This window comes from Vibrio sp. 03_296 (assembly GCF_002265885.1).
Genome location: NZ_NPKW01000142.1, coordinates 81980 through 106091, shown reverse-complemented (window position 1 = coordinate 106091; position 24112 = coordinate 81980). Strand labels below are relative to the sequence as shown.

Below are 24112 nucleotides of genomic sequence, written 5' to 3'. Positions count from 1 at the left end.
CAAATTAAATTCCATCTAATTGTAACAGTTCATCAACAAGATGCGAGTAATTTGCGCAAAAGTTGCGGTATTTCCGATTTAGATCAAAGTTTATTCCGAAGTAACGTTGCTTAAACATGCCTCTCCGACTTCGGCTCCAATCAAAATCGCCTGCCCTTTGCCAGACTTCTTCGCCTTGTACATCGCGGTGTCAGCGCTTTTTAAGATCCTTTCCATATCCTTTTCTTGTGGACCGACCAATTTAACGCCAATGCTACAGCCAACTTGCATCGTTTGATTCAAATACTCTATGGGTTCGCGCAAGCTTTCTAAAATACGTTCACTCAGTAAAGTGACGGAATGATTGTCTGCTCGCTTAATCAAAAGAACGAACTCATCGCCCGATAATCGCGCGACTAAATCACCACTACGAACTTCGTTAAGTAACCGTTCTGATACAACCTTTAACACATGATCGCCAGCGTCATGACCAAAGGTATCATTGATGAACTTAAATCCATCTAAGTCCATATAAAATAGAGCAAATTCGCTGTGGGTAAAGTTACACAACTTCAATTCATCTTCGAGCGTACGATGCAATTTGGCACGATTAGCAAGGCCCGTTAACGCATCATGGTGGGCTAAATACTCCAGTCTCTCCATTTCTTTTACGCCGGACAGATCCGAGAGGATAATCACCATGTCAAACACTTCTTGAACACCGACTTTTTTAGAAATTCGGCTCACTTTCGCGAACATTGGTATCAAATTGCCATTGTAGTGTTTTTCCAGAACCTCACCTTGCCACTGGCCATAATGCTCCAGCGATTCTTGGATGGTTGGCATAATGGTTTGAATTTGTTGCCAGTCAAACGCTTTTAATAATGATTTCCCAATGAGAATTTCCTGCGGATAGCCCAGCATTCGTGTCACTGCTGGGTTTGTCATGGTGATGAGTCCGTTATGATCAAGTACCACAAGTCCATCTTCACTGTTTTCAAATACACCAGCAGCGATACGCTGGCGATTCAATGCGGTTTCAATTTCCGTTACATCTTGAATTGAAAATAGGGTCGCCCCTCTCATGCTTAATATCCGTGTTGATATTTTCACAAGCAATTTGGAGCCTGTTGGAAGCCTGCATTCAACTAACCGTTCCTCTAATGGATTCTTACTGGTCAACGCATTGGTAACGAACGAAGGCTCTTTGCAAAGCATGAGTTCGGAAAGTTTGTGTTGCGCAATACGTTGTGCGTCTGCTTGAAATAGCGTCCGTGCAGCGGCATTGTGGTGCAATACATCGCCATGTTCATTGACAACCAACAACGCGGTTTGAACGGCTTCAATCACATCCGTTGCAAATGCTTTTTCGTGTTCCAATCGATCGAGCGTGTGATGCAGTTGGCTGTCACGAAGAGCAAGGCGCTGACTCATTGCATTAAAGGCGTTCACCAACTCTCCCATCTCATCGCTGGTATGAGATACTAGCGACCTACCCTTTATTCGTCCCTCAACCAAATCTTGCATTGACTCATTGAGTTTATACACAGGGTCAATCACTACTTTTTGAACAATCAAATAAAGCGTGCTGCCCGAAAGCAGTAATACGGCCAAAAATACCACGCTACTTTCAAGTAGGCGCGTGAGCATTTGTTCAAGCGTTTGAGTGGATGCAGAAATACTGAGAGTCGCTATCGCGTTTTGTTCAACGTCTATTCGTTGGCTATAGGTAATAAAATTTTCGAAAGGATACGGAAGAGGCAAAACGTGGTTATCAGCGTTAACAGGCATGTCACGCTGATAACGAGAAAGGACGTTACCTTCTAAAGAACGAAGTTCAACAATCAATATGCTCGGATCGATAGAGAACGAATCTAGAATCTCTTGCATCACTTTTTGGTCGTTGAATAATACGGCAGCTTGTAAGTTTTGTGCGGCGCCATATGCAAGAATAGAGATTCTATGATTTTGTAACTGTTGGTCTTTTTCGTAACTCGCCCAAAAGTGAAAACCTTGCGCGATCAGAAAAATCAGCGTGCCGAACAGCAAAATGGGCAACAATAATTTATTTTTGATGGAAAGGCTTTTTAGCGAACACATCTTTCAGCCTCCTTTACATCCGCGATTCTCATGAGCGAAGCATCGAGCGTAAAATGTTTCTCCTGTAATGTCGTTTTGCATATTCCTATCGCGGCACGCCCCTGTGCTATTGTCAGTTCAACCACGCCACCAATCTTCAAAAAGTCTTTCTTGCCGCTTATCGTCACCGTGCTATTGGTCTGCGATTTCAATATCTGAAAACGCGTTTTTTCATCAAAGTAGATAAAATCACACTGTTTTAGGTTGTTGCTTATGAGGAACTGACGAGATGTGTTCTGCTTGTTTTCTAGGACCGTTTCTAATGCGTGTTGCACTTTCTTATCGCCTTTAATACAAAAACGTATCGGCTCGTCTGGTGATCTATCTGGCCAATGAACAAAGTGAGAGGTTTGATAAATTGCAGCTGCTTTGAGTTGTGATTCGGATGGAATTTCAGAAGCAAATACTTTTTGAAAACAGAGCAATAATGCTAGCGTGAGCAAAGCAACGTAAAAATGAAAAAATGAACGAGAAATCAACAAATAATGATATTTAGGATGGCGAGTAAGGTGATTAATCAATAAATTGGCTTTCATAGATATCTATCAACTTTTGCTCTATAGGTTACAAATAGGTGCGAAACGCTTCGACATCCCCCTAATACCACTGTTCAATTGATAAAGGATGAGGTTGATCATTGCCATTAAGCGCGTTTTCAGCCAACTTAAGTAAATTAATAGCAAGGATGGTTCAATTAATAGTGAATAAGCAAAGAGTAACGTTAAATTGCGACATGGGCGAAAGCTTTGGAAATTGGAAGATGGGATCCGATGAATTAGTGATGCCTTGGGTTGACATGGCCAATATCGCTTGTGGGTTTCACGCTTCTGATCCGAGTGTGATGTCGAAAACCGTCGCATTGGCAAAACACTATAAGGTCAAAATAGGCGCTCATCCTGGATATCAAGATTTGGTTGGGTTTGGTCGACGCTCTATTCCACATACACCAGCTCAAATCAGCGAGATCGTGCTTTACCAAGTAGGAGCTTTAAAAGCGGTTTGCCAATACCACGATGTACCTCTTCATTACGTAAAACCACACGGGGCGCTTTACAACGATATGATGGAGAGTGAAACCATTTTTCGCGCGATTTGCGAAGCGGTATCGATCTTTGGCATCCCTCTGATGATTCTTGCCACGAGTGACAACCAGCGTTACCTCGATATCGCTGACATTTATGATGTGCCTTTGCTATTCGAAGCATTCGCCGATCGTCAGTATCAAGAGGATGGAAAACTCACTCCTCGAAGCCAAGCTAATGCGGTCTATCATCAACCCGAAGACATTTATAATCAGGCGCTACAAATCGCGACATACGGCAGTGTGAATACCGCCAATGGCACTCGATTGTCTTTGGAGGCCGATACCATTTGCGTGCATGGCGACAATCCAGAATCCATTGCCTTAGTGCAACGAATTAGCCAAGCGATAGCCAAAATGTAAGGAGAAAATTTGAATAATAAATGGTTCACAATTTCCCCAGTTGCCGAATGTGCATTGATGCTTCATTTTGATGATGCGATTTCCGAGCAACAAATAGGTTTCTATGCTGGAGCCATTGGCCAGCACCTTCAAATGGCAGTAATGAATGTTGTCCCAGCCTACCATACGATTCTGGTGGAATATTTGCCTTTTCGACTTGATGAAGTCTCCATCATTTTAGCGATAGAAACATTACTCAATGAGATGGCCGACAAGAAGGTTGCCACGTCTTCACAACACCATGTTATTCCCGTCCTTTATAGTGAAGAAACTGCGTTAGATCTGCCTCGGTTTGTCGAAAAAGGCGTTCACTTGGAACACCTAATTTCACTGCATACCGCTCCTTGTTATTCCGTCTCTGCGATTGGTTTTACTCCTGGGTTTGCATTCCTCTCGGATGTGGATGAGCGCATTTCACTTCCGCGCTTAAGCTCTCCACGCCTACAAGTGCCAAAAGGGAGCGTTGCCATTGCAGACAACAAAACCGCCATTTACCCAAGCGCGACGCCTGGTGGTTGGAACATCATTGGTCGAACGCCACTGGAAGTTTATCAACCTAACAACATTCCGATTACCCCTTTTAATATTGGTGACACTGTCGCGTTTAAAGCTATCTCTGAGAAAGAGTTTTTGAATTTAGGAGGGATGCTATGAGCGAAACAGGATTAAGAGTCATTAAAGCTGGTCCACTAAGTTTAATTCAAGACTTTGGCCGTTTTGGCTTAGCGCATTCTGGCGTGACACAAGGCGGACCGGTGGATGATTACGCTTACAGTTGGTCAAATTATTTGCTCGGTAACTCGGTCAATTGTAGCTCCGTCGAAATCACCTTTGGCCAGACTGCGTTTGAAGTGATGAGGGATTGCCATTTGGCAATTTGCGGAGGCGATTTGTCAGCCACGCTGAATGGCCAGCCGCTTAACAATTGGAGCGACTTCATTGCACGTAAAGGGGAAATTCTGACGTTTGGCTTACCCAAAAATGGCCTAAGAAGTTACCTTTCTATCAAAGGAGGCTTTGATATTGCGCCCCATCTTGGCAGCAGCAGTACGGTCCTTCGCGATCACCTTGGTGGTTTGTCGGCCAATGGCGAAGCGCTCAAAGCGGACGATTACTTAACGTTCAATCCCCATGCTCTGCCAACGCAAAAATCTCGTGCACTCACCTTTCGTTTTAAACCGGATTACAACCTGCCCCTTAAGCTAAGAGTGATTGAAGGTTTCCAAGTGAATGATTTTGATGATCATGAGCGAGATCGTTTGTATCAAACCCGATTTGAAGTGGACACAAACTCCAACCGAATGGGCTACCGATTGGCTGACGGGAAAATTACGCCGCCCTACAGCGGGATTTTATCTGAAGGTATTACCCTGGGCGCGATTCAAGTTCCCCCCAATGGACATCCAATCATCTTGTTGAATGATCATCAAACCATTGGGGGCTATCCGAAAATTGGCTGTGTAGCTCGTATTGATCTTCCCCGTCTGGCTCAAGCCAAACCAGGCCAAGAAGTCCGTTTTATTAAAGGTGATCGTGAAGGATTACAAGACGTTTGGTGCCAATGGGCCAGATTTTTTGGCTATTAATCTGGCCTCTAAGTTACAGGTTTTTATAAAGCGCTTCTCCCGTCGTTTTCGCAAGAGCGACGGGATAACCACGTAATTGAGCCAGTTCAATGGCTTTCTCTTCAATTTCTTGTGGACTCAGTGTCAGTGTCACTGGGTGTTGCCCCTCAATATCAAGTGACGGTGTTACACCAAACCAATGTTGGGCGGTTTTCTGCGCTGCCTGTAACGTTGACGATGCTTTCACTATCTCTATGCACGCATAGTTGTTTGCTGAAAACGAGACATCGGCAGCACGCAAAGTGACGTCATTTCCTGGGATTTGCTGAGCACCAAACAAGGCCTTGCCTGCAGCTTGTGCATCTGAAAATGCAGGTACAAATTGACTCATGTGTTCAATCGCGCCTTGGGTTCGTGAGATGAGAATCTCTTTCTTCCAACCTTGCTGAATTTTTTTCACATATGGCAGTGGCAAACGAGGTTGAGATGACCCCTCTTCACTGCGGACTAAACCGTCTTTAAACAAGGTGATGTCTTGCGTCATGCCATGCAACTGAAAATAACCGTCGCCGTAAGGTGTCAATTGGGCCATCCCCTGTGGCGTGCCCCTTGGGCCATGAAAAATCACTTCTGGCCATTCTTCGTTGCACTTGGACCATTGGGTGACATAAGCCGCCTTAAATTCCACTAAGCGTTGTGTTTTCACGCCAACATGATCATCCAGCGTCCCTGTTTCAAATCCACAGGCATTCACCAAGTAATCCACCGTGAGCGGCTGAGAGGTATTGGATAAAGTCAGTTGCCACTGTTTGCCGTTCCATTGACATGTTTGCAACTCGCTATTGCATCGCACCTCGGTGGCAGGAAACTTGTCGAGAGCTAGACTTGCAATGGCTGACAACCTAAAGACACTCCACCCGTACTCTTGCACCATAACCACGGGATACTTGAGGCTGTTTAAGTCTGCGTGTTTTGCAAACGGAATCATCCACTCATCCATCGAACGCGGATTCGTTGGTTGAGTCATTGACGCTAATGTTGTCAATTGTTCACGTGAGTAGAGTTTGTAATAGTCTTCAGGCTTACCGAGTACTTGGTTACGACGATCTTGTTCAACAAGTGCTTTGTATTCGGTGGCAACCGCTGCCAAACGAGGAAGAAGATCGTTTGGCTCGCCGTCATCGGAATGCGGAATCGCAATGACCGTAGGACGAATATTGATGCTATGAGGAAAAAGTCTTACGCTTTCAATGGACTGCCGGAGCAGTTCAATACATTGTTCGGTCGAAATTTCACGATACAAATTACCACCTGCGTGCAAATGGCAGATAGGAGGGCCATTAACCAACGATGGCCCTTTTTCGAGCAACGTGACTTTATAGCCGAGTTCAGAAAAGTGTATTGCCGCTGTAGCACCCGCTACACCACCACCGACGACTGCGATATGGGTATCGCAATTTGGCGTATTTAACTTATTCATTTATAAACTATCACTATGAATTCTGACGTCAGATTCTACCCCTGTTCGAGCGTGAATAAAATCACAAATTCCCTGAGGTTACTGGCGCTTGACGCTTTTTTGTTCGCTTTATTTTTTAGCGAAGAAGACAAAAGATTTTTCGCAAAAAAAGCTTGACGAGATTATGTTGATTCTTAAATAAATTTGATTTGTGAATAACCCCTCTTCGCTAACTCAGATGTCTCAACGACTCGGCAAAGATTGCACTATTTTGGGCATTCACTTATCCCAAAAGTTATCCACTGATTTTGTGGATAACTGGGATAAGTGAAGTGTGCAATTAGGCGTAACTGTTGTTAACAGGCGTCAATAACTGCTTGATTAAACTTAAGACAACCGCGAACAAAGTCAGTAATGCCAGTAGCGGTAGCATTACCCATAATTGCGGATGAATTTGGGTGGAGAGCTCGAAGCCAAAGTGCATAACGCCTGCGACAGCTACCTCTGCTCCGAGCGTTGCCACCAAGCTTGCAATGATGGCCATCAAGCCAAACTCAGCCCAGATTGTCTGAGTCACCCGCTTTTTCGAGGCACCTAACGTACGATACAAACGAATTTCTTGTTGGCGCTGCGATAAACTCAACCTGAGTAAAGTAAAGATCAGCATAACGCCGGCAATAACACCCAAAATGGCGAGTATCGAGATAGACCAAACAATTTGCTCGATCAGGCTTTGAATTTTCGTCGCCATAGTCCGAATATCAAGCACGCTGACCGTCGGGTGCTGACGAGAGAGCTGGTTAAGAATCCCACCCTGATTTTCTTCAATTCGATAACTCACTAAGTATGAACCTGGCATGTTTGCCATCACATCATTTGAGAAGATGAAATAGAAGTTTGGCTTCATATCCCGCCATTCGACTTTCCGAATCGTATTGACGGTTGCCTTAATGGGCTGACTGTTGATCACAAACGTCAATACATCGCCGATTTTGATGCCCATCTCACTGGCGACTTCGGATTCTACTGAGACTGCATTTTTGGCTTGCCATTCACCTTGCAATACTTGGTTATAGTTTGGTAGTTGATCAGACCACGTCAGGTTGAGCTCACGGCTGATAGCATCATTTCGCTCTTGGCGACCTTGTTGCTGCTCTTGTTTGACGTTTACACCGTTAATTTCAGTAAAACGACCACGAATAATGGGATACGCGTCAGAGCGTAACACTTGATTTTCATCCAGTGCGTTTAAGTAGCTCTCTTTTTCATAGTCAGCGATATTGAGAGCAAAGACGTTGGGCGCATCTGCAGGTAATGTACGTTGCCAATCAAGCAACAAATCAGTCCGTACTAGCCAAATGATCGCCAGCAACATCAAAGAAAGTGCAAATGCCCCCAATTGCAAGCCACTCGCCAATGCTGAGCGATTTATCCGGCTTAATGCGAGCTTAATCGGTGTGGCCAAAGGAAAACGCATCAGCCCCCTACTCACCAACAGTCCAAAGGCAGCGAGTACCACAAATAGGATCAAAATTGCCGCTAAAACAACCCATACCATTACGTTGTTGTAGTAATTGACTAACATCGGCACCACAGGAACCAAAACCAGCCACCCACTTTTACCTATATTTTGTTGCGATCCGTCATCGGGTTGCATCACGCTAACAGCCGAAGTTTTCAATAATGATGAAAGCGGGATCCCCAACGACGGTACAGCAATACAAAAAGCCGTCGCTAATGACACCAAGAACGGCTCAACACCAAAGCTAGGCAACGGTTCTGGCAGCAGGTCTTTGAGCGGAATTCTCAATAGCTGTTCGAGCCCCAGCCCGATGAGCAAACCAACCAACGCGGCAAAAAGAAACAGCAATGAGAGTTGAATGACCAGCCAGCGAATAATCCAACCGCGTTGCGCGCCAATACTTTTCAACATCGCGATGGTTTGCTTTCGCGTAACAACGTAATTTTGACAGGTCAGCACCAAAGTCGTGGCTGCCATAATGATGACAATCGCGACCGTTAGAGAGAGATATTGACTGGTGCGCTCAAACACTTCGCTAGAGCGATCCGCGTTTTCTTGGTCTCGCCAACGATCGCTCGGGCTGAGCTCTACAGCGGACTTAATCGTGGTTAACAGCGGCTTTTCACCAACCAGATAGACGCGATATTGAACTCGGCTGCCTACTTGAATCGCGCCTGTTTTATCAACGTCTGACTGATGAATATAAACCGCAGGCATCTGTTGAAACGGGTTAAAGCTTAATCCAGGTTCCGACTCTATCACGCCAGTGACCGGAAAATCGGCATCACCAATAGTGACAATGTCACCTACTTTAACCGACAATCTTTCCATAACTCGACCATCAAGCCAAAGTTCTCCTGGTTTGACGTGCTCTTGTTTCACGTCGCCTTGAGATAAAACCAACTCTCCGAGCAGTGGATAACTTTCTTCAACTGCTTTTACCATGACTAACTGCATTTCGTTGTCACTAAACGCCATGGTCGCGAAACGAGTCATTTTCGAGGCTTGCACATCTTGCGCTGCAATGGCGAGATCGAGCGTTTGCGGTATTGGATTGGCAGAAACGAAAACGGTGTCCGCTGTTAGGGCATCTTTGCCCTGCTTAACAATCACTTGTTCCATGCGAGTAGCCAGCGCGGACAGCGCAAAAACGGACGAGATGATGAGAATCAACGCCACGCTTATTGGCCACAAATTACCGTGCCGAATCTCTTCGAGGCTCCAAAGGGTTAACCGACGATTGAGAGAGTACTTAGTCATATTACCCCTCTCCAACAAGATGGCCTGAATCCATTTTAATGACCTTCTGACAACGACTGGCCAGATTGTCGTCGTGCGTCACAAGCACTAACGTCGTACCATGTTGTTGATTCAGTTCAAATAACAGATCGATGATTTTTTCTGCTGTGTGTTGGTCTAAGTTGCCGGTTGGTTCATCTGCAAACAAGATTTTGGGTTGAGTCATGAATGCACGCGCTAGGGCAACGCGCTGTTGCTCGCCTCCCGACAGCTGGCTGGGGAGATGTTGAATGCGAGAAGCTAGACCTACCGAGGTCAACAGTGCTTTGGCCCGCTCGTGATCTTCTTCCTCACCTTTTAGCAAACACGGCAACGTGACATTTTGCAGTGCCGTTAAGCTAGGAATTAAGAGAAAACTCTGGAACACAAAACCGATATGCTCGCTACGGATTTGCGCTCGTTGCTCATCATCGAGCTGAGATAATGCTTGCCCTAACAGCGACACGTCACCTGAGGTTGCTACATCCAAACCAGCCAGAAGCGTCATTAGCGTAGACTTCCCGGCGCCAGAGGTTCCGACAATCGCAACGCTTTCGCCTTCTTCAATGACAAGATTTACATTTTTAAGGATTGTTAACTGCTCATTATTAGTAGAGACTTGTTTACTAACGGATTCCGCTTTAATTACTGGAGATGGCATGGTCAGATTGTTTTCCTTACTTATAATGTTTTTCCTTTCTAACGTCGCACACGCAACCGAGAAAGTGTTAATTCTTGGCGACAGCCTAAGTGCAGGATACAACATGTCTGCAGAGCAGGCTTGGCCTAATTTGTTACCAGAAGCATTGAATACATACGGAAAAAACGTAGAAGTGATCAATGCCAGTATCTCTGGAGACACAACCGGCAATGGACTATCTCGTCTGCCTGAGTTGTTAAAAACGCACTCACCAGACTGGGTGCTTATTGAGTTGGGTGCCAATGATGGCTTGCGAGGTTTCCCGCATAAAGTGATCTCTTCAAACCTTTCGCGAATGATTCAACTCAGTAAAGCCTCAGACGCTAAAGTCGCACTGATGCAAATTCGTGTACCGCCTAACTATGGCAAGCGCTACACCGATGCATTTGTCGAACTCTACCCTACGCTTGCTGAACACCACCAAGTCCCGTTGTTCCCCTTTTTCTTAGAAGAAGTGATCGTGAAACCGGAATGGATGATGCCTGATGGCTTACACCCAATGCCCGAAGCTCAGCCTTGGATCGCTCAATTTGTTGCAAAAACGTTTTACAAACATCTCTGATTTTAATGGTCTAGCTCAAATCATTTTACGTTTCTTTACGTTAGCCTAATGCAATTCTCCCCGAATCAGGAATAGTGCATGCGTATAGAACCGATTATTCAAGGCGTTGTTGCTCGTTCTGCCCATCCTTTTGGTTGTGAAGCAGCAATAAAAAAACAGATAGCATTTGTTAAAAAAGCACCACAGATTTCACAAGGACCTAAACGTGTCCTTATTCTCGGTGCGTCTTCTGGTTTTGGCCTTGCCGCTCGGATAGCCCTCGCTTTTGGTGGTGCACAAGCAGACACCATCGGTGTTTCATTTGAACGAGGCCCCTCTGAAAAAGGAACTGGCAGCGCGGGCTGGTACAACAATGTCTTTTTCAAACGTGAAGCTGAAAAAGAAGGTCGCATTGCAATTAATATTGTTGGCGATGCCTTTGCTTCCGAAACTCGTACCCAAGTGATTGAGGTGATAGAAACCTATTTCGAAGGTGAAGTCGACCTCGTGATCTACAGCCTTGCAACAGGCATGCGGCCGATACCAAATCAACCGGGTGAATTTTGGCGAAGTGTGATTAAACCTTTTGGCCAAACAGTGACGGGAGCATCGCTCGATTTAGAGCATGATCGCTGGATTGACACCACGCTCGAATCGGCTACAGAAGAAGAAGCATTGCACACCATTAAAGTCATGGGCGGTGAAGATTGGGAAAGCTGGATTGATACTTTGATCAACGCAGAATCGATTGCAGATGGTTGCCAAACCGTCGCTTTTTCTTATGTCGGACCAGAAACGACCCACCCGATCTATCGCGATGGCACTTTAGGTAGAGCAAAGATTGATCTTCACCAAACCAGTCACTCTCTTAATCTCAAACTCGCCAATTTCAATGGTGGTGCTTACGCCACAGTGTGTAAGGCATTGGTGACGAAAGCCAGCGTATTTATTCCTGCACTCTCGCCTTATCTACTTGCGCTCTACCGTGTGATGAAAGACGAAAAATGTCACGAAGGATGCATTGAGCAAATGCAGCGCTTATTCGCAACGAAACTTTACGGACAAGACCACGTCAGTGTTGATGGCGAACGATTGATTCGGATGGATGATTGGGAACTGGCGCCTCATATTCAAAATAAAGTGAACCAGATTCTAGAAGAAATGGATGCCAATAATTTCCAAGTAATCGGTGATTACCAAGGGTTTAAAAACGAGTTTTTACAGCTCAATGGTTTCGGATTTGACGAAGTTGACTATTCACAAGATATTGACTTACAAACAATTTTGAAATTAACGCCTTAGCCACACAGTGTTCCATTATTGAGATTCAATCTTTTATTTACCCGTCCCGAACGATTTCGGGACTTTTTTTTGGGTAACGCCAACTCTAGCCCCTATACTAACAAGGATGTTTGCCGTCATTATAATTTTAAAACATGAGCTCAAAGCTCATTCAAACAAGGATGTTTGCTCAATGGCAAAATACAGAACGTTGGATTATGAGATTCCAGAAGCAATGCAAGAAAGTTGGCAGAGAATTGTCAACCTGTTGGCGTATATCGTTGATGTACCCGCCGCATTGATTATGCGTATCCAACCCGAACACATTGAGGTGTTTTCTTCCAGTCAAAGTTCGTTAAACCCTTATCATCATGGAGATAGTGAATCGTTAGGACATGGTCTTTACTGTGAAACCGTGATTGAAGACAACAAAGAACTGCTGGTGCCCAATGCTCTGAACGACAAGGAGTGGGATCACAATCCCGATATTAAATTGGGTATGATCGCCTACTGCGGTTTGCCCTTGCTGTGGCCAAATGGCGAGGTGTTTGGCACCATTTGTATGCTCGATGACAAAGAAAACAACTTTGGTCAAACATATCGAGAGTTGCTCGCTGGTTTTCAAACTTCGATAGAAGCGCAACTGTCAGTGGTTTACCAACATCAAAAATTACTGCGCCTCAATGAGCAGCTAAAGGAACGTGTAGATAAGCGTACAACCAATCTTGCGCAACTTAGCTTTAGCTTAAACCAAGAAATAGACCGAAGAAAAGCCGCAGAGCAGCAAGCGCACTATCAGAAACATCATGACCATGGTACTGGCTTTCTGAATCGATGCGCATTAGAGCAGCATTTACAAGGGATGTTAGACGAATGGCGTCTTGGGGATTCCAGTCTGGTGGTGATCCATATCGGATTCACCAATGCCCGTTCAATTCAAACGAAATACGGGTTTGCCTTGTTGGATGATTTGCTGAAAATCTACCGTAACCAAATTGGCGTCATTGAATCTGTGGACTCTATTACTGGCCGCCCAAGCTCGCACGATCTTGTGATCGCGATTCGTGCTGATGACGTTACAGATATCCTCGACAACCTGCTTAACCGGATCATCAATGCGGGACAACGAGGCTTTAAAGTGGGCGAAAGCGAAGCGCATTTGCACTCCTTCATTGGTTTAGCGGTGGCGGACACAACAACCGAAAGTGCCCAACAGCTATTAAGGCATGCCAATCAGGCAATGGTTTTGAGCAAAGATTCCGGCCAGCAGTACGCGTATTTTTCCGCAACTCACGCTGATGCCTTACTTCACCACAATCAAATCGAAAGCTATTTACTGCAAGCGGTAAGAAACGACGATTTAACACTCTATTTTCAGCCGAAAGTTTGCCCTCAAACGCATAAGTGGATCGGCGCAGAGGCATTGTTACGCTGGAGTCACCCTGTTTTGGGAGACATTTCCAATGAAGCCTTGATTCATATGGCTGAACAGAATGGGCTGATCTTTGAAGTAGGTGCGTTTGTACTACGCTCTGCTATCGAAAAAGCAAAAGAATGGTCAGCGATCGTGGAACATTTCCGAGTGGCGGTGAATGTGAGCGCGATTCAGCTTAAAAATCCCCTTTTTGCAGAGCAAGTTCAGGAACTGCTCATCGCCTATCAACTTCCGGCGCAATATCTTGAACTTGAGGTAACAGAAAGCGGTTTGATCAGTGATGAAGTGGTGGCACGTGCTACCTTAGAGCGGTTGCATGAACTAGGAGTGACATTGTCACTTGATGACTTTGGCACTGGCTACGCCTCTTTCAGTTATTTGAAAAAGTATCCGTTCGATGCGATCAAAATTGATAAGAGTTTTGTTCAGCATATTGATAAGTCGGAAGAAGACAAAGAGATCATCCGTTCAATTATCCATGTGGCTAAAAAGCTCGATTTAGAGGTGGTGATGGAAGGCATCGAATCCGACCTACAAGAGGATTTCTTGATCCGCGAAGGATGCGATATTGGCCAAGGATTTCTGTATGGCAAGCCAATGCCCGGCAGTGAATTTGTTCAAGGTTTATACAGTCAGAACTTTTTAGGCACCCCTCGCTTCGCATATCACACATAATTGCATCGCTTTTAGGGATAATTTCGACAAGCAGACGCCACACACCATATAGTTGCTTTACTCTTACGTCGGCGATTTCTATAATCGCCGCTTTTCTGTTTCTAAAAGGCTGTTTGTTATGGACCAGTTGATTGCAAAACTCAAAAAGCTTGAAAAGCAAAATTATCGTGCATACCAGCAAATCAAAGGGCAGTACAATTTTACCGATTTTGATCTGTTTATTGATCATATCCAATCTGACCCCTACGCTTCTGCTTCACGCTTCCGCGCTTTTCGTGCTTGGTCCTTAACTGGGCTTTCTTGGTTAAAAGAGGAGTCTGCGGCGTTCCAACTTGGCGCAAGAGATTTCATCGCTCGTAGCTTTGCCGAATTCGCCAAACAAGAAAACGCCATTGCCATTTCTTTGCATGGACAAACCGTTTTAGATAGCACTTCTGTATTATTTAAGGAAGAAGGGATTGAACTGCGTTTTCGAGTCAATCTACCCGCTGAAGGCCGTGACATTCTGGCAAAGAAAGCGATTAATATCATTACCTTCCACTTACCGAAGTTTATCCGTCGTTGCACGATCGAACGTGAACTTGATAAAGACGCACTATTGACGCACTGTCAGGTTGTCGAAGACCAAGAGGCATTGCGCGAACAACTAGAAGCCAGTGGCCTCGTGTCATTTGTTGCCAATGGTAGCATCTTGCCTCGAGTGGCAGGTAACTGCGATCTTCCAATGAAAGATGCTGTTGAGTTCACGGCGCCAGAATCACTGCAAGTTACGTTACATGCGCCAAATCGTGGCTATGTCACTGGTTTGGGGATTCCGAAAGGGATCACTTTGATTGTCGGTGGTGGCTTTCATGGCAAATCAACCCTGCTGAATGCCATTGAACGTTCGATTTACAATCACATTCCTGGTGATGGCCGTGAATACATTGTCACCGATGGGTCAGCAATGAAAATTCGTGCTGAGGAAGGCCGCTGCGTTCATCATTTGAATCTTTCCAACTACATTAATCATTTGCCAATGGGCAAAGATACGGCAGACTTCACCACGCAAGACGCATCAGGTTCTACCTCTCAGGCTGCGTGGTTACAAGAATCTGTCGAAGCGGGCGCTTCAACGCTATTGATTGATGAAGACACATCAGCCACGAACTTCATGATTCGCGACGAGCGCATGCAAGCGCTTGTCGCAAAAGGTGATGAGCCAATCACACCGCTGGTGGATCGTATCGGTCAATTACGCGATGAATTGGAGATCTCCACCATCATCGTCATGGGTGGGTCAGGCGATTATCTGGATGTTGCCGATAACGTTATCCAGATGCACGACTATCAGGCATTGGATGTGACCGAGAAAGCAAAAGAGGTGATTCAGTTGCACCCTACTCAACGTCACAACGAATCTGAAGCACCTTTGGTGACATTCCCTCCTCGCGCACTCCATTGTTCTGCGTTGATGAACATTCTAACGGATGGAAAGTTCCGTGTATCGGCGAAAGGTAAAGACAGCCTTCGCTTTGGTAAAGAGTTTACAGACCTTTCTGCACTTGAGCAGTTAGAATCAAGCGATGAAGTCAACGCGATTGGTTGGGTTTGGTATCAGCTTGCCCAACACACGGGATGGAACTCAAACCCCGCTAAACAGATCAACGAATTATTGGGCGATGCTTGGTTCCAGAATATGCCTCAGCATGGTGATCTCGCCAAACCGCGTCCAATTGATGTGATGGCGGCGTTAAATCGCATGCGAAAGTCACAGTTTCGTAACAACCATTAAACGATAACGTGTGTCCATAAAAAGCGCAGTTTATACTGCGCTTTTTCTTTAGTTATTCTTAACTATCAGTGAGATGGGCCATCTGTGACTTTTACCATTACAACCGAGCGATTGATTCTGCGTGATTTCACGCCTCACGATGTTGAAGCGTATTTTCAACAGTGCCAAGACCCAAAATACCAACGTTTCTATTCCGATGAAGATTGCTCGGCAGAGAAATGTGCATTCTTAGTGAACTTATTCTATGAGCAAGCACAGCAATCCCCTCGGCAAGCCTATCATCTTGCTGTCACAGATCGCTTTACCGGCGAGTACATGGGCATTGCAGGGCTAAGGTTGGAAAATGATCAACAAGCCTCAAGTGGTTGCGGTTTAAAACGCACTTTCCATCACAGTGGTTTAGCGGTAGAAGCGATGTCTGCCCTACTCGATTTCGCTTTTAACCAACTGAATGTCCATCGGGTTTACGCGGAAACCATTTCGAAAAATCGCCCAGCGATTAAGTTATGCCGTCAACTTGGCATGACACAGGAAGCGGAATTCATAGAAAACCGCTTCTTTAAAGAGACTTGGTGGAACACGGTGGTGTTAGCAGTTCGAAGATCGCAGTGGTCCCCCGAATTGTTCAAAGATGACCAATAGACGTCATTGGCTCTCTGCGACTATTGGATGTCAGTGGCGTAAAACGTTCCACGCTTCGCACAGCACGCGAAATTTCTCTGCATTGCCGTTGTCACGATCTGGATGCCAACGCAATGCGAGCCTTCTCCAACGCTTACGGATATCAACGGCCGTTGCGTGTGGATCGAGTTCAAACAACTGCAACGCTTTTTCTCTGTCGATGGGCTCCCCTTCATGATGCCCAACAAAACGACGATAACGCGTCCAGAACTCGTTCAAAAGACGTTTAACTTCCCCTTCATTCGCTTCGTAGTTTTGCCACTGGACGTAGTATTCTCTTAAAGGATCATCAACGTCTATGGTGTGACCCGCGCAAGCATGACTCGACATCAAAACGATATTCATCGCCTCAACTTGAAGCCAATGGTCTGGGTAAAGCGTTTCTTGTAACTGATAAAGCGCATTCATGATCAGAAAGTTGCGCTTAAAAAGATCTTTGTCGGGAGAAGGATCAAGTTGGTGAATCAATCCCAGCTCACCTAAATGTGAAGCGAGAGTGTGTACCTTCCAGCCACTTGGCTGCTGACGTAATACTTCTAAAATCGGCCATAACAACGGGTTTTCCATGTAGGTTTGGAAAGTGGCCGCCAAATTCGTTTGCTGCATCCTATTCGCCTATCTGAATTTGCTTGCTCCTTTTATTCAAAGTCAGGATAGCCAATTTGTCGAGCAAGATTTCATTTTGACTGTCAGTTCGTGAAGCAGTGTTGAAAAAAAGAGACAGCACATTGGCTGTCTCTCACAGTCTGTGATGTGAAATAAGGCTTAAATCACACCAAGCTCTCTTAAACGCTCCATCAGATAGCTATGCGCGGTGTAACGCTCAGAAAGAACTACGTCAGGTTTAGGATGAAGAAACAATGGCAGTGAAATGCGCGACTGCGTTTGACGTTCACCCGTTGGGTTGATCACGCGATGTGTGGTTGACGGGAAGTAACCACCTGACGCCTCTTGCAGCATGTCGCCGATGTTAATAATTAAGTTGCCAAAGTCACACGGCACATCAATCCAGCTGCCATCTTTCGCTTTCACTTGTAGGCCGGGCTCATTTGCCGCTGGTAATACGGTCAACAAGTTGATGTCTTCATGCGCAGCCGCGCGAATAGCGCCCGGCTCTTCATCACCCGTCATTGGTGGATAGTGCAACACACGCAATAAGGTTTTGTCACTGCCATTGATCATCTCAGACAGAGCAACAGAAAATCTTTCCTGAACCTCTTTCGGTGCGTGGGCTTCAACCCAGCCTAGCAGTTCGGAAGCAAAGGCATTTGCACGCTCATAATATTCCATGATTTCTGCTTTGAGCTGCTCTGGCATTTGCCCCCAAGGATAAACGTGGAAGTATTCCTTGATGTCTTTAACGCTATGCCCTTTCGCCACTTCAGAAACCGACGGTGGGAAGTAACCATCTTGTGTTTCAACATTAAAATGGAAATCGTGTTTTTGTTCCGTTGAGAAAAACTCGTACCAGTTCTTATAAATCGATTCCACCAACTCTTTCGGAATTGGGTGATTTTTCAAAACGCCAAACCCAGTTTCGCGCAGCGATGTGACAAATTGTTCTGCTGCATCATCAGCAAGATAATCGACAGTTTCCAGTTTCATGACTTCACTTTCTTTTTGTTTTTTTGAATTAGAGTCCGGATTCTAGTAGCACAAGCAAATGTAAATCAAACTTTAATGAAATGTATTGCCGCAAACGGTTAAATGTTGTGCCGATGCGCAAGCTATCAACATATTTCGTAATCGACATACCCGCTTACTCTCTCTAATTACATCTCACGTACCATCAGGGCGGATGTCGCGTACACAAATTAATTGAACAACGTTCAATAAGCTGTCATCATTTCACGCGATTGATGCGAAAACTAAGGGAATAGAATCACGATGAAGAAAGAAAACTTAATGGCAAAACAAAATCCTCTGCTGCTCTTGACGCTCGGCTATGCTGTCATCTTCGTTTTCTCTGCGGTATCGCCGACCTCTCACGCCGTGTGGATTGCTGAAATCATTCCAGCTGTTGCCATTCTTGCGACGATCATTTGGCTCAGTCGACGCTTTACCTTTAGTCGTACCGCGTATCTACTGATGTTTGTTTGGCTTTGTCTACACACCATTGGCGCAAAATACACCTTCGCCGAAGTGCCATTTGATTGGTTCAATCAAATGATTGGCTCGGAAAGAAACAACTATGATCGTTTGGCCCACTTTTCTATTGGCCTTTACGCTTATCCCATTGCAGAGTACTTAGTAAAACAGCATAAACAGTCGTTCACTTTTGCTTCGTTGTTTGCTCTGTTTGCGATTATGAGCTTAGCCGCTGCCTATGAAATTATTGAATGGTGGTATGCCGCCCTCGCCGGTGGTGACGAAGGCATCGCTTTTCTCGGCTCTCAAGGTGATATCTGGGACGCACAGAAAGACATGCTGTGCGACACCTTGGGAGCGCTTACCTCATTAATGCTTTTGCGTCTCCAAGGTGTTGGCCGCAATCCAGCTTAAATAGGGCTGAAAGCCTGCAGCAATGTCGAGTTGTACAATTTGCGGCACTTCGTAGTTGTGCAACTCACGTATCGATTCTTCCACCAGCGTATAAAGCGATTTTTTGCTTTTTATCACCAGCAGCGTTTCACTGTCGTGGCAAACCTCTTCTTGCCAAACATAATGGCTAGTCATCGGTATTTCTTGAATACACGCCGCAAGTTGTTTGCTCAATAGCGCCTTAATGATGGCATGTTTGTTCTCATCATCATTGGTGGTGGTCAACACCACACAAAAGTCATGGTTTGAATCACTCATAATGCTCTCTCAATAACTGGATAAACTGCGTTGTTTTTTCATCAAGCTCCCCTTTTGCGGTATAGATTCCGACATTACCGAGTTGCTGGCGATTGATCACCAACGTTTCGATTTCCCTTGCGGCCATCCATTCGCACATACGATCACTATAGGGCATGATCGCATCGCTGCACTTTAATAGGTCTAAACTTGCGAACAATGAGTCAACATCATAGATTGCTCTGTCTTCTAGCCTGGATGCTGACAGTTCAAACGGCGATGTCATGTGGTCAGCAAGAACTGAACGGTGACGGGCATGATCGGGCGTGACTCGCAGCAGCGGGTAGCCTTTCTGTTGTTCTAGGCGCTTTTCACACTCTTTTGAGCGAATTTTCAGTAACGGGTGCTCACGGCGCACAAAGTAAGCCTCGTTGTCTTGAAATAATGGGATGAAATGTACCTTACAACGCTCGTGGAGGCCTTGGACTTCATGGCCAACAAAAAGATCCAACTCCCCTTGAACCAGATGATGCATAAGCGACAAGTTGTTACCAAATTCAAGGTGTAACGAGGTATTGGGAATACGTTCTTGGTAGCTTTCTACACTCTGTTTGACAAATAGCTCCCACCAAGCCTCACCAGTACCAACTTTTAATTTACCAAAATGACGTTGTTGCATATCGGTAAAACGGTGCATCAACTGAGCATGTTTTTCTTGCTGCTCTTGGGCATAGGATTTAAACATCCGGCCATATTCTGTCAACTCGACACCTTTGGAGCGGCGATGAAATAGAGAGACACCAATATCACTCTCGAGCTTTTTGATGGCGGCGGTCAGCGTTGGTTGGCTAATATGCAGTTTTTCCGCCGCTTGTTTGATATTCAGTTCATGAGCGACGGTTAAAAAATAACGATAGTTTTTGTTCATGGTTCATCTCTCGCACAGCACACATCATCGGATCGCACGGCGTTAAACGGTAAAGATCACATTTCTGCTGGCTAATTTATCCTCAATTGAACTTAGCACAGCATGCGTTGCTGATGATATAAAAAAAACCTATATCAAACCAAATGTAATCTATTTTTATTGTGAACTCAGAAAGACTACATTGATGCTAACAAAAAGCTTAAAGAGGTTTTAGCGAATGGAAAACAAATGGTGGCACGATGCGGTCGTCTATCAAATCTACCCGCGTAGTTTTTGCGATTCAAACAACGACGGCATCGGCGATTTAAATGGCATTATCGGCAAACTCGATTACCTGAAAACACTTGGTGTGAACGTGCTTTGGCTCTCACCCGTGTATAAATCGCCTATGGACGACAACGGCTACGACATTTCTGATTATCAAGATATCGCTGCGGAATTTGGCACCATGCCCGATATGCAAAACTTACTGGTTCAAGCAAAAGCGCGTGATATCCGTGTCGTAATGGATCTGGTTGTCAACCATACCTCTGATGAACACCCTTGGTTTGTAGAAGCACGGAAATCAAAAGACAACCCTTATCGTGACTACTATATTTGGCGCGATGCGAAACCTGATGGCAGTGTGCCCGATGACCAAGGCTCGATTTTTGGTGGCAGTGCTTGGCAATGGGATGAAGCCACACAACAGTATTACTTCCACCTATTTTCTAAGCGACAGCCGGATCTCAATTGGGAGAATCCTAAAGTCCAGCAAGAAGTACACAAGATGATGAACTGGTGGATTGACCAAGGTATCGGTGGATTTAGGCTCGACGTGATTGACTTGATTGGCAAAGAGATCGACAAAGGCATTACTGGTAATGGTCCAAGACTGCATCCACTACTGCAGGAAATGAACAGAGCGACGTTTGGCGACAAAGATCTACTAACCGTTGGTGAGACATGGGGAGCAACCCCAGAAATTGCAAAATTGTATAGCGATCCTGAGCGTCATGAACTCTCTATGGTGTTCCAATTTGAGCACATCACGCTCACTTGGCAACACGGTGACAAATGGAACCCTATTCCACTTGATCTCAAACAATTCAAACACGTACTGACCAAGTGGCAAACCGAGTTATCGAACCAAGGTTGGAACTCCTTGTTTTGGAACAACCATGATTTACCTCGTGTGGTCTCGAAATATGGTGATGACAAACGCTATCGTGTTGAATCAGCGAAAATGCTGGCAACGGCGTTGCATTTCCTCAAAGGCACGCCTTACATCTACCAAGGTGAAGAGATCGGTATGACTAATGTCGCGTTTGAGTCGTTAGATCAATACAAAGACATTGAAACGCTGAACTTCTACAAAGTAAAAACAGAATCAGGGGTGTCACATCAACATATGATGGACGCGATACATGAGAACAGCCGTGACAATGCTCGCACCCCAATGCAGTGGTCCGCATCCCCAAATGGTGGATTTAGTCAGGCGGAACCTTGGATTGAAGTGAATCCAAATTATCCAGAGATCAACGTGGAACAAGCATTGGCAGATTCAGATTCCATTTTCTATCACTACCAAAAGCTGATTGAACTGCGCAAACAGCACCCAGCGATCGTCTATGGCGATTTCACCCCACTGTTTGCAGAGCACGATAGTGTGTTTGCTTATGTCCGCTCACATCAAGATGAGCAACTGCTGGTCATCAACAACTTTAGCGATCAAGATGTTTCATTAGAGTTGCCGGATAATCTGCAAAACAAAGAAGTTAACTGCTTGATTTATAACTACGATTTGTTGGACGCGCTCGGTGTGACATTGTCACTAAAGCCGTATCAGTGTTACGCATTTAAACTTAAATAAAGAATCAAAAAGGGAAACCACGTGGTTTCCCTTATTTTTACTCTATTTCAGCTTGGCTTTCCCACCAATAATTTTATAAGCGGGGGTTCCTCTGATGAGGCTATCACGCGCAAACTCACTATCACAGTTGGGGCAATGGCATGCTTTTTCACAGTAATTGTCGACGATACGCTCTTTAAAGCATTTCACTAAAGCGCCCTTTCCTCCTTTTCGATATTTAAACAGTAAGGCACGACATTTGCTGCAAATAATCTCAACCGTTCGTTCGGGGGCTTTTTTGTTTGGCTTGGCCATCAGTTATCTAATTCCGGTTTCACCCACACTTGGCTGAAGTCAAACCAGCCTAGCGCATTGCATTTTGCGTTTTGCAGCGCACCACTGTGATCTTTGTTGACCCCTAACCAACAATGGAACATCGGGATAACTTGGCAACTGCGCACTAATTGTCGACCGATTTCACGCGCGGGAAACTCTTCGCAGCCTCCTTCTCGCCACAGGTCTACGAGTTGACTCCAGCGAGCAAAGTCACCATCCGTGCTCATCGACTCAATATTGCTGTAATCCAATAACCAACCCGCCAGTGCGTCATCCCGATTCGTCGCAATGCCCATGGCTTTGATCCAAACATCCACACTCTCAGGTTCTTGCAAAGACGCATCATATTTCACGAACTCCACATCAATGTGGTAACGCTTGAGAATGGTCTTAATGGTTTTCGCGATCACGGGAAACATCGGATGCTGAGCTTGATACGCCACTGAAATTCTTGCTAGTTCTGTCGGGGGCTCCATATTGGGCTTCGGGTAAAGATCGATCCAGCCGGGTTTGATGCCAAACGCTTGCAGCAACCCGAGTTCGATCACTTTCTCTTGAGGAACGTAGCTAAACAGCTGATAACCGTTGAGAACGGAAGCTAAAAATTCCGCCCAGCGAGGATCTTTTGCCACACCACAACGTTTATTAAGCAACAGAAAAGTACAACCTGGGTCGAGTTCCACTTCATCAGATAACGAGGAAGCGTCCATGATGGGTTTGCTTAAGCTTGGGTAGACCATCGACGAGTACGCTTCGTCAATCACCCACACTTCCACTTGGTCCAGTAGCGGACGAAAGCCAAAATAGCCGTCAAATGCGCGAAGAATTAGCCTTTTATCGTCGTTCGATTGAATCATATAGGGGCCCGTTCCGACTGGGCGAATGTGGTAATCCTCACTGCGCAGCCTTTCGGGCAGCAGTATTTTGGCTTGAGATTCACTCAGCGCCAAAGGCAGATGAAAATCGTCTTTAAACAGGTGAATATCCACCACCCATGGGCTGGGTGTGGTCACAGATTGAAGATGAGAAAAAAGATTGAGTCTGCGCAGCTCTAGCAAGCTTTCAATCACCATGTCGGTGGTCAGTAGCTCACCATTGTGAAAGCGAACACCTGGTCGCAGGTAAAAACGCCAGTGTTTGGCACTGCGCATTTCCCATGTATGTGCCAGATCGGGTTGCAAAACGTCGTTATCATCGAGCTTGGTTAAGCCACTAAAGATTTGCCGTGCAATATGAATTTCCGTTCTGCGCATCTGTAAATGCGGATTGAGCATAGAGAGTGGTCGGTAATAAGGTAAACGAACCACCTGTTCCCCTTCTCGGTGCTGCAAACCAAGATAGCCTTGGATCACCTGCGTGAGTTTTGCCGCGTCACTGTCTAATACTTCGAGCGCTTGACCAATTTTCCCTTCTTCCAAATAGCGCTTGGCAAGGTTTTCACTCACGTCTGCTTTGCTGCGCTTGAAAATAAGCTGGGAGAGCTTGCCGCGCCCCGCGGCGGGATGCCACTCAATCCAGCCTTCTTCTTCAAGTTTGTTTAGAACGATGCGAGCGTTGCGACGGGTGCAGAACAGAATTTCAGTGATGTCTTCAAGCTGAACATCACTGTTTTTACCGTCGAAGTGTTGGAAAAGCGTTTCAAATTGGACTCTTAGACGCGGGCTACTCATAAAACGGGAAATTTCGTCGTTGAATTCGGTAGCCCTAAGTTTCCTTATTTTTGCTTA

Annotated in this window: 21 protein-coding genes; 10 read left to right on the top strand and 11 right to left on the bottom strand. The window is 45.4% G+C overall.

Annotated features, from left to right (window positions below; all coding sequences use genetic code 11):
* Positions 1-90 precede the first annotated feature (90 nt).
* Positions 91-2079 carry a diguanylate cyclase gene (locus tag CIK04_RS18780; RefSeq protein WP_097352665.1) on the bottom strand — a complete coding sequence of 663 codons (1989 nt, stop codon included), beginning with the start codon at positions 2077-2079 and terminating at the stop codon, positions 91-93.
* On the bottom strand, positions 2067-2654 hold the full coding sequence (locus CIK04_RS18775; protein WP_017422841.1) for a YfiR family protein: 588 nt from the start codon (positions 2652-2654) through the stop codon (positions 2067-2069). Before CIK04_RS18775 ends, CIK04_RS18780 begins: the two co-directional genes overlap by 13 nt.
* Before the next feature lie 149 nt (positions 2655-2803).
* Here CIK04_RS18775 and CIK04_RS18770 point away from each other — a divergent pair, with 149 nt between their 5' ends.
* From CIK04_RS18770 to CIK04_RS18760, 3 genes are read left to right on the top strand one after another with little or no spacing between them, the layout of a single operon-like run.
* Positions 2804-3562 (top strand): 5-oxoprolinase subunit PxpA, encoded by a 759-nt coding sequence (locus tag CIK04_RS18770; protein ID WP_045612635.1) that lies wholly within the window; start codon positions 2804-2806, stop codon positions 3560-3562.
* A gap of 9 nt (positions 3563-3571) precedes the next feature.
* The gene (locus CIK04_RS18765; RefSeq protein WP_039449912.1) at positions 3572-4255 is read left to right on the top strand and encodes an allophanate hydrolase subunit 1; all 684 of its coding nucleotides are present in this window, start codon (positions 3572-3574) and stop codon (positions 4253-4255) included.
* Positions 4252-5187: a biotin-dependent carboxyltransferase family protein gene (locus tag CIK04_RS18760; RefSeq protein ID WP_097352664.1), complete on the top strand. Its 936-nt coding sequence runs from the start codon at positions 4252-4254 to the stop codon at positions 5185-5187. Before CIK04_RS18765 ends, CIK04_RS18760 begins: the two co-directional genes overlap by 4 nt.
* A gap of 13 nt (positions 5188-5200) precedes the next feature.
* Here CIK04_RS18760 and CIK04_RS18755 read toward each other — a convergent pair whose 3' ends face one another.
* The 3 genes from CIK04_RS18755 to CIK04_RS18745 form a co-directional block, all read right to left on the bottom strand.
* The gene (locus CIK04_RS18755) at positions 5201-6646 is read right to left on the bottom strand and encodes an FAD-dependent oxidoreductase (RefSeq protein ID WP_097352663.1); all 1446 of its coding nucleotides are present in this window, start codon (positions 6644-6646) and stop codon (positions 5201-5203) included.
* Positions 6647-6965: 319 nt separating this feature from the next.
* Complete coding sequence (locus CIK04_RS18750) at positions 6966-9407, bottom strand: ABC transporter permease (protein WP_176463375.1); 2442 nt, start codon at positions 9405-9407, stop codon at positions 6966-6968.
* 1 nt (position 9408) lies between these two features.
* Entirely contained in the window at positions 9409-10086 is a 678-nt protein-coding gene (locus CIK04_RS18745) for an ABC transporter ATP-binding protein (protein ID WP_020480158.1), read from the bottom strand.
* On the opposite strand from CIK04_RS18745, the gene tesA reads away from it, so the two are divergent.
* The 5 genes from tesA (at position 10085) to CIK04_RS18720 (ending at position 16473) form a co-directional block, all read left to right on the top strand.
* Entirely contained in the window at positions 10085-10687 is a 603-nt protein-coding gene (gene tesA / locus CIK04_RS18740) for a multifunctional acyl-CoA thioesterase I/protease I/lysophospholipase L1 (protein WP_038941043.1), read from the top strand. The genes CIK04_RS18745 and tesA overlap by 2 nt on opposite strands.
* A 78-nt stretch (positions 10688-10765) precedes the next feature.
* Positions 10766-11968, top strand: a complete 1203-nt coding sequence (gene fabV, locus CIK04_RS18735; RefSeq protein ID WP_097352661.1) for an enoyl-ACP reductase FabV — start codon at positions 10766-10768, stop codon at positions 11966-11968.
* Between the two features lie 172 nt (positions 11969-12140).
* Positions 12141-14057 carry an EAL domain-containing protein gene (locus CIK04_RS18730; RefSeq protein WP_176463374.1) on the top strand — a complete coding sequence of 639 codons (1917 nt, stop codon included), beginning with the start codon at positions 12141-12143 and terminating at the stop codon, positions 14055-14057.
* A 118-nt stretch (positions 14058-14175) separates the two neighbouring features.
* Positions 14176-15831, top strand: a complete 1656-nt coding sequence (locus CIK04_RS18725; RefSeq protein ID WP_097352659.1) for an ABC-ATPase domain-containing protein — start codon at positions 14176-14178, stop codon at positions 15829-15831.
* A gap of 84 nt (positions 15832-15915) precedes the next feature.
* A complete protein-coding gene (locus CIK04_RS18720; RefSeq protein WP_045613630.1) occupies positions 15916-16473 on the top strand; it encodes a GNAT family N-acetyltransferase in 558 nt (185 codons plus the stop codon).
* Positions 16474-16503: 30 nt separating this feature from the next.
* Here the strand turns inward: CIK04_RS18720 and CIK04_RS18715 are convergent, their stop codons facing one another.
* Together CIK04_RS18715 and CIK04_RS18710 are read right to left on the bottom strand one after the other, a co-directional pair.
* Positions 16504-17118, bottom strand: coding sequence for a DNA-J related domain-containing protein (locus tag CIK04_RS18715; RefSeq protein WP_038941035.1), 615 nt, complete (start codon positions 17116-17118; stop codon positions 16504-16506).
* A gap of 159 nt (positions 17119-17277) precedes the next feature.
* Entirely contained in the window at positions 17278-18117 is an 840-nt protein-coding gene (locus CIK04_RS18710) for an isopenicillin N synthase family oxygenase (protein WP_017422854.1), read from the bottom strand.
* A 300-nt stretch (positions 18118-18417) separates the two neighbouring features.
* Here CIK04_RS18710 and CIK04_RS18705 point away from each other — a divergent pair, with 300 nt between their 5' ends.
* Positions 18418-19014 carry a DUF2238 domain-containing protein gene (locus CIK04_RS18705; RefSeq protein ID WP_176463373.1) on the top strand — a complete coding sequence of 199 codons (597 nt, stop codon included), beginning with the start codon at positions 18418-18420 and terminating at the stop codon, positions 19012-19014.
* On the opposite strand, the gene cutA is transcribed toward CIK04_RS18705, so the two are convergent.
* On the bottom strand, positions 18970-19311 hold the full coding sequence (cutA, locus tag CIK04_RS18700; RefSeq protein WP_011152092.1) for a divalent-cation tolerance protein CutA: 342 nt from the start codon (positions 19309-19311) through the stop codon (positions 18970-18972). The genes CIK04_RS18705 and cutA overlap by 45 nt on opposite strands.
* Entirely contained in the window at positions 19304-20218 is a 915-nt protein-coding gene (locus CIK04_RS18695; RefSeq protein ID WP_097352657.1) for a LysR family transcriptional regulator, read from the bottom strand. Before CIK04_RS18695 ends, cutA begins: the two co-directional genes overlap by 8 nt.
* Positions 20219-20435: 217 nt before the next feature.
* Between CIK04_RS18695 and CIK04_RS18690 the strand changes: the two genes are divergently transcribed.
* Positions 20436-22070, top strand: coding sequence for an alpha-glucosidase (locus tag CIK04_RS18690; protein ID WP_097352656.1), 1635 nt, complete (start codon positions 20436-20438; stop codon positions 22068-22070).
* A gap of 42 nt (positions 22071-22112) precedes the next feature.
* On the opposite strand, the gene CIK04_RS18685 is transcribed toward CIK04_RS18690, so the two are convergent.
* Both CIK04_RS18685 and CIK04_RS18680 read right to left on the bottom strand, forming a co-directional pair.
* Entirely contained in the window at positions 22113-22364 is a 252-nt protein-coding gene (locus CIK04_RS18685; RefSeq protein WP_017790901.1) for a hypothetical protein, read from the bottom strand.
* Positions 22364-24055 (bottom strand): SgrR family transcriptional regulator, encoded by a 1692-nt coding sequence (locus CIK04_RS18680; RefSeq protein ID WP_097352655.1) that lies wholly within the window; start codon positions 24053-24055, stop codon positions 22364-22366. Before CIK04_RS18680 ends, CIK04_RS18685 begins: the two co-directional genes overlap by 1 nt.
* Between the last annotated feature and the right edge of the window lie 57 nt (positions 24056-24112).

Excerpts from the sequence above, each read along its gene's own strand:
- CIK04_RS18780 (WP_097352665.1), bottom strand. The coding sequence starts at position 2,079 with ATGTGTTCGCTAAAAAGCCTTTCCATCAAAAATAAATTATTGTTGCCC.
- CIK04_RS18775 (WP_017422841.1), bottom strand. The coding sequence starts at position 2,654 with ATGAAAGCCAATTTATTGATTAATCACCTTACTCGCCATCCTAAATAT.
- CIK04_RS18770 (WP_045612635.1), top strand. The coding sequence starts at position 2,804 with ATGGTTCAATTAATAGTGAATAAGCAAAGAGTAACGTTAAATTGCGAC.
- CIK04_RS18760 (WP_097352664.1), top strand. The coding sequence starts at position 4,252 with ATGAGCGAAACAGGATTAAGAGTCATTAAAGCTGGTCCACTAAGTTTA.
- CIK04_RS18755 (WP_097352663.1), bottom strand. The coding sequence starts at position 6,646 with ATGAATAAGTTAAATACGCCAAATTGCGATACCCATATCGCAGTCGTC.
- CIK04_RS18750 (WP_176463375.1), bottom strand. The coding sequence starts at position 9,407 with ATGACTAAGTACTCTCTCAATCGTCGGTTAACCCTTTGGAGCCTCGAA.
- tesA (WP_038941043.1), top strand. The coding sequence starts at position 10,085 with ATGGTCAGATTGTTTTCCTTACTTATAATGTTTTTCCTTTCTAACGTC.
- CIK04_RS18745 (WP_020480158.1), bottom strand. The coding sequence starts at position 10,086 with ATGCCATCTCCAGTAATTAAAGCGGAATCCGTTAGTAAACAAGTCTCT.
- fabV (WP_097352661.1), top strand. The coding sequence starts at position 10,766 with ATGCGTATAGAACCGATTATTCAAGGCGTTGTTGCTCGTTCTGCCCAT.
- CIK04_RS18730 (WP_176463374.1), top strand. The coding sequence starts at position 12,141 with ATGGCAAAATACAGAACGTTGGATTATGAGATTCCAGAAGCAATGCAA.
- CIK04_RS18725 (WP_097352659.1), top strand. The coding sequence starts at position 14,176 with ATGGACCAGTTGATTGCAAAACTCAAAAAGCTTGAAAAGCAAAATTAT.
- CIK04_RS18715 (WP_038941035.1), bottom strand. The coding sequence starts at position 17,118 with ATGCAGCAAACGAATTTGGCGGCCACTTTCCAAACCTACATGGAAAAC.
- CIK04_RS18710 (WP_017422854.1), bottom strand. The coding sequence starts at position 18,117 with ATGAAACTGGAAACTGTCGATTATCTTGCTGATGATGCAGCAGAACAA.
- CIK04_RS18705 (WP_176463373.1), top strand. The coding sequence starts at position 18,418 with ATGGCAAAACAAAATCCTCTGCTGCTCTTGACGCTCGGCTATGCTGTC.
- cutA (WP_011152092.1), bottom strand. The coding sequence starts at position 19,311 with ATGAGTGATTCAAACCATGACTTTTGTGTGGTGTTGACCACCACCAAT.
- CIK04_RS18695 (WP_097352657.1), bottom strand. The coding sequence starts at position 20,218 with ATGAACAAAAACTATCGTTATTTTTTAACCGTCGCTCATGAACTGAAT.
- CIK04_RS18690 (WP_097352656.1), top strand. The coding sequence starts at position 20,436 with ATGGAAAACAAATGGTGGCACGATGCGGTCGTCTATCAAATCTACCCG.
- CIK04_RS18685 (WP_017790901.1), bottom strand. The coding sequence starts at position 22,364 with ATGGCCAAGCCAAACAAAAAAGCCCCCGAACGAACGGTTGAGATTATT.
- CIK04_RS18680 (WP_097352655.1), bottom strand. The coding sequence starts at position 24,055 with ATGAGTAGCCCGCGTCTAAGAGTCCAATTTGAAACGCTTTTCCAACAC.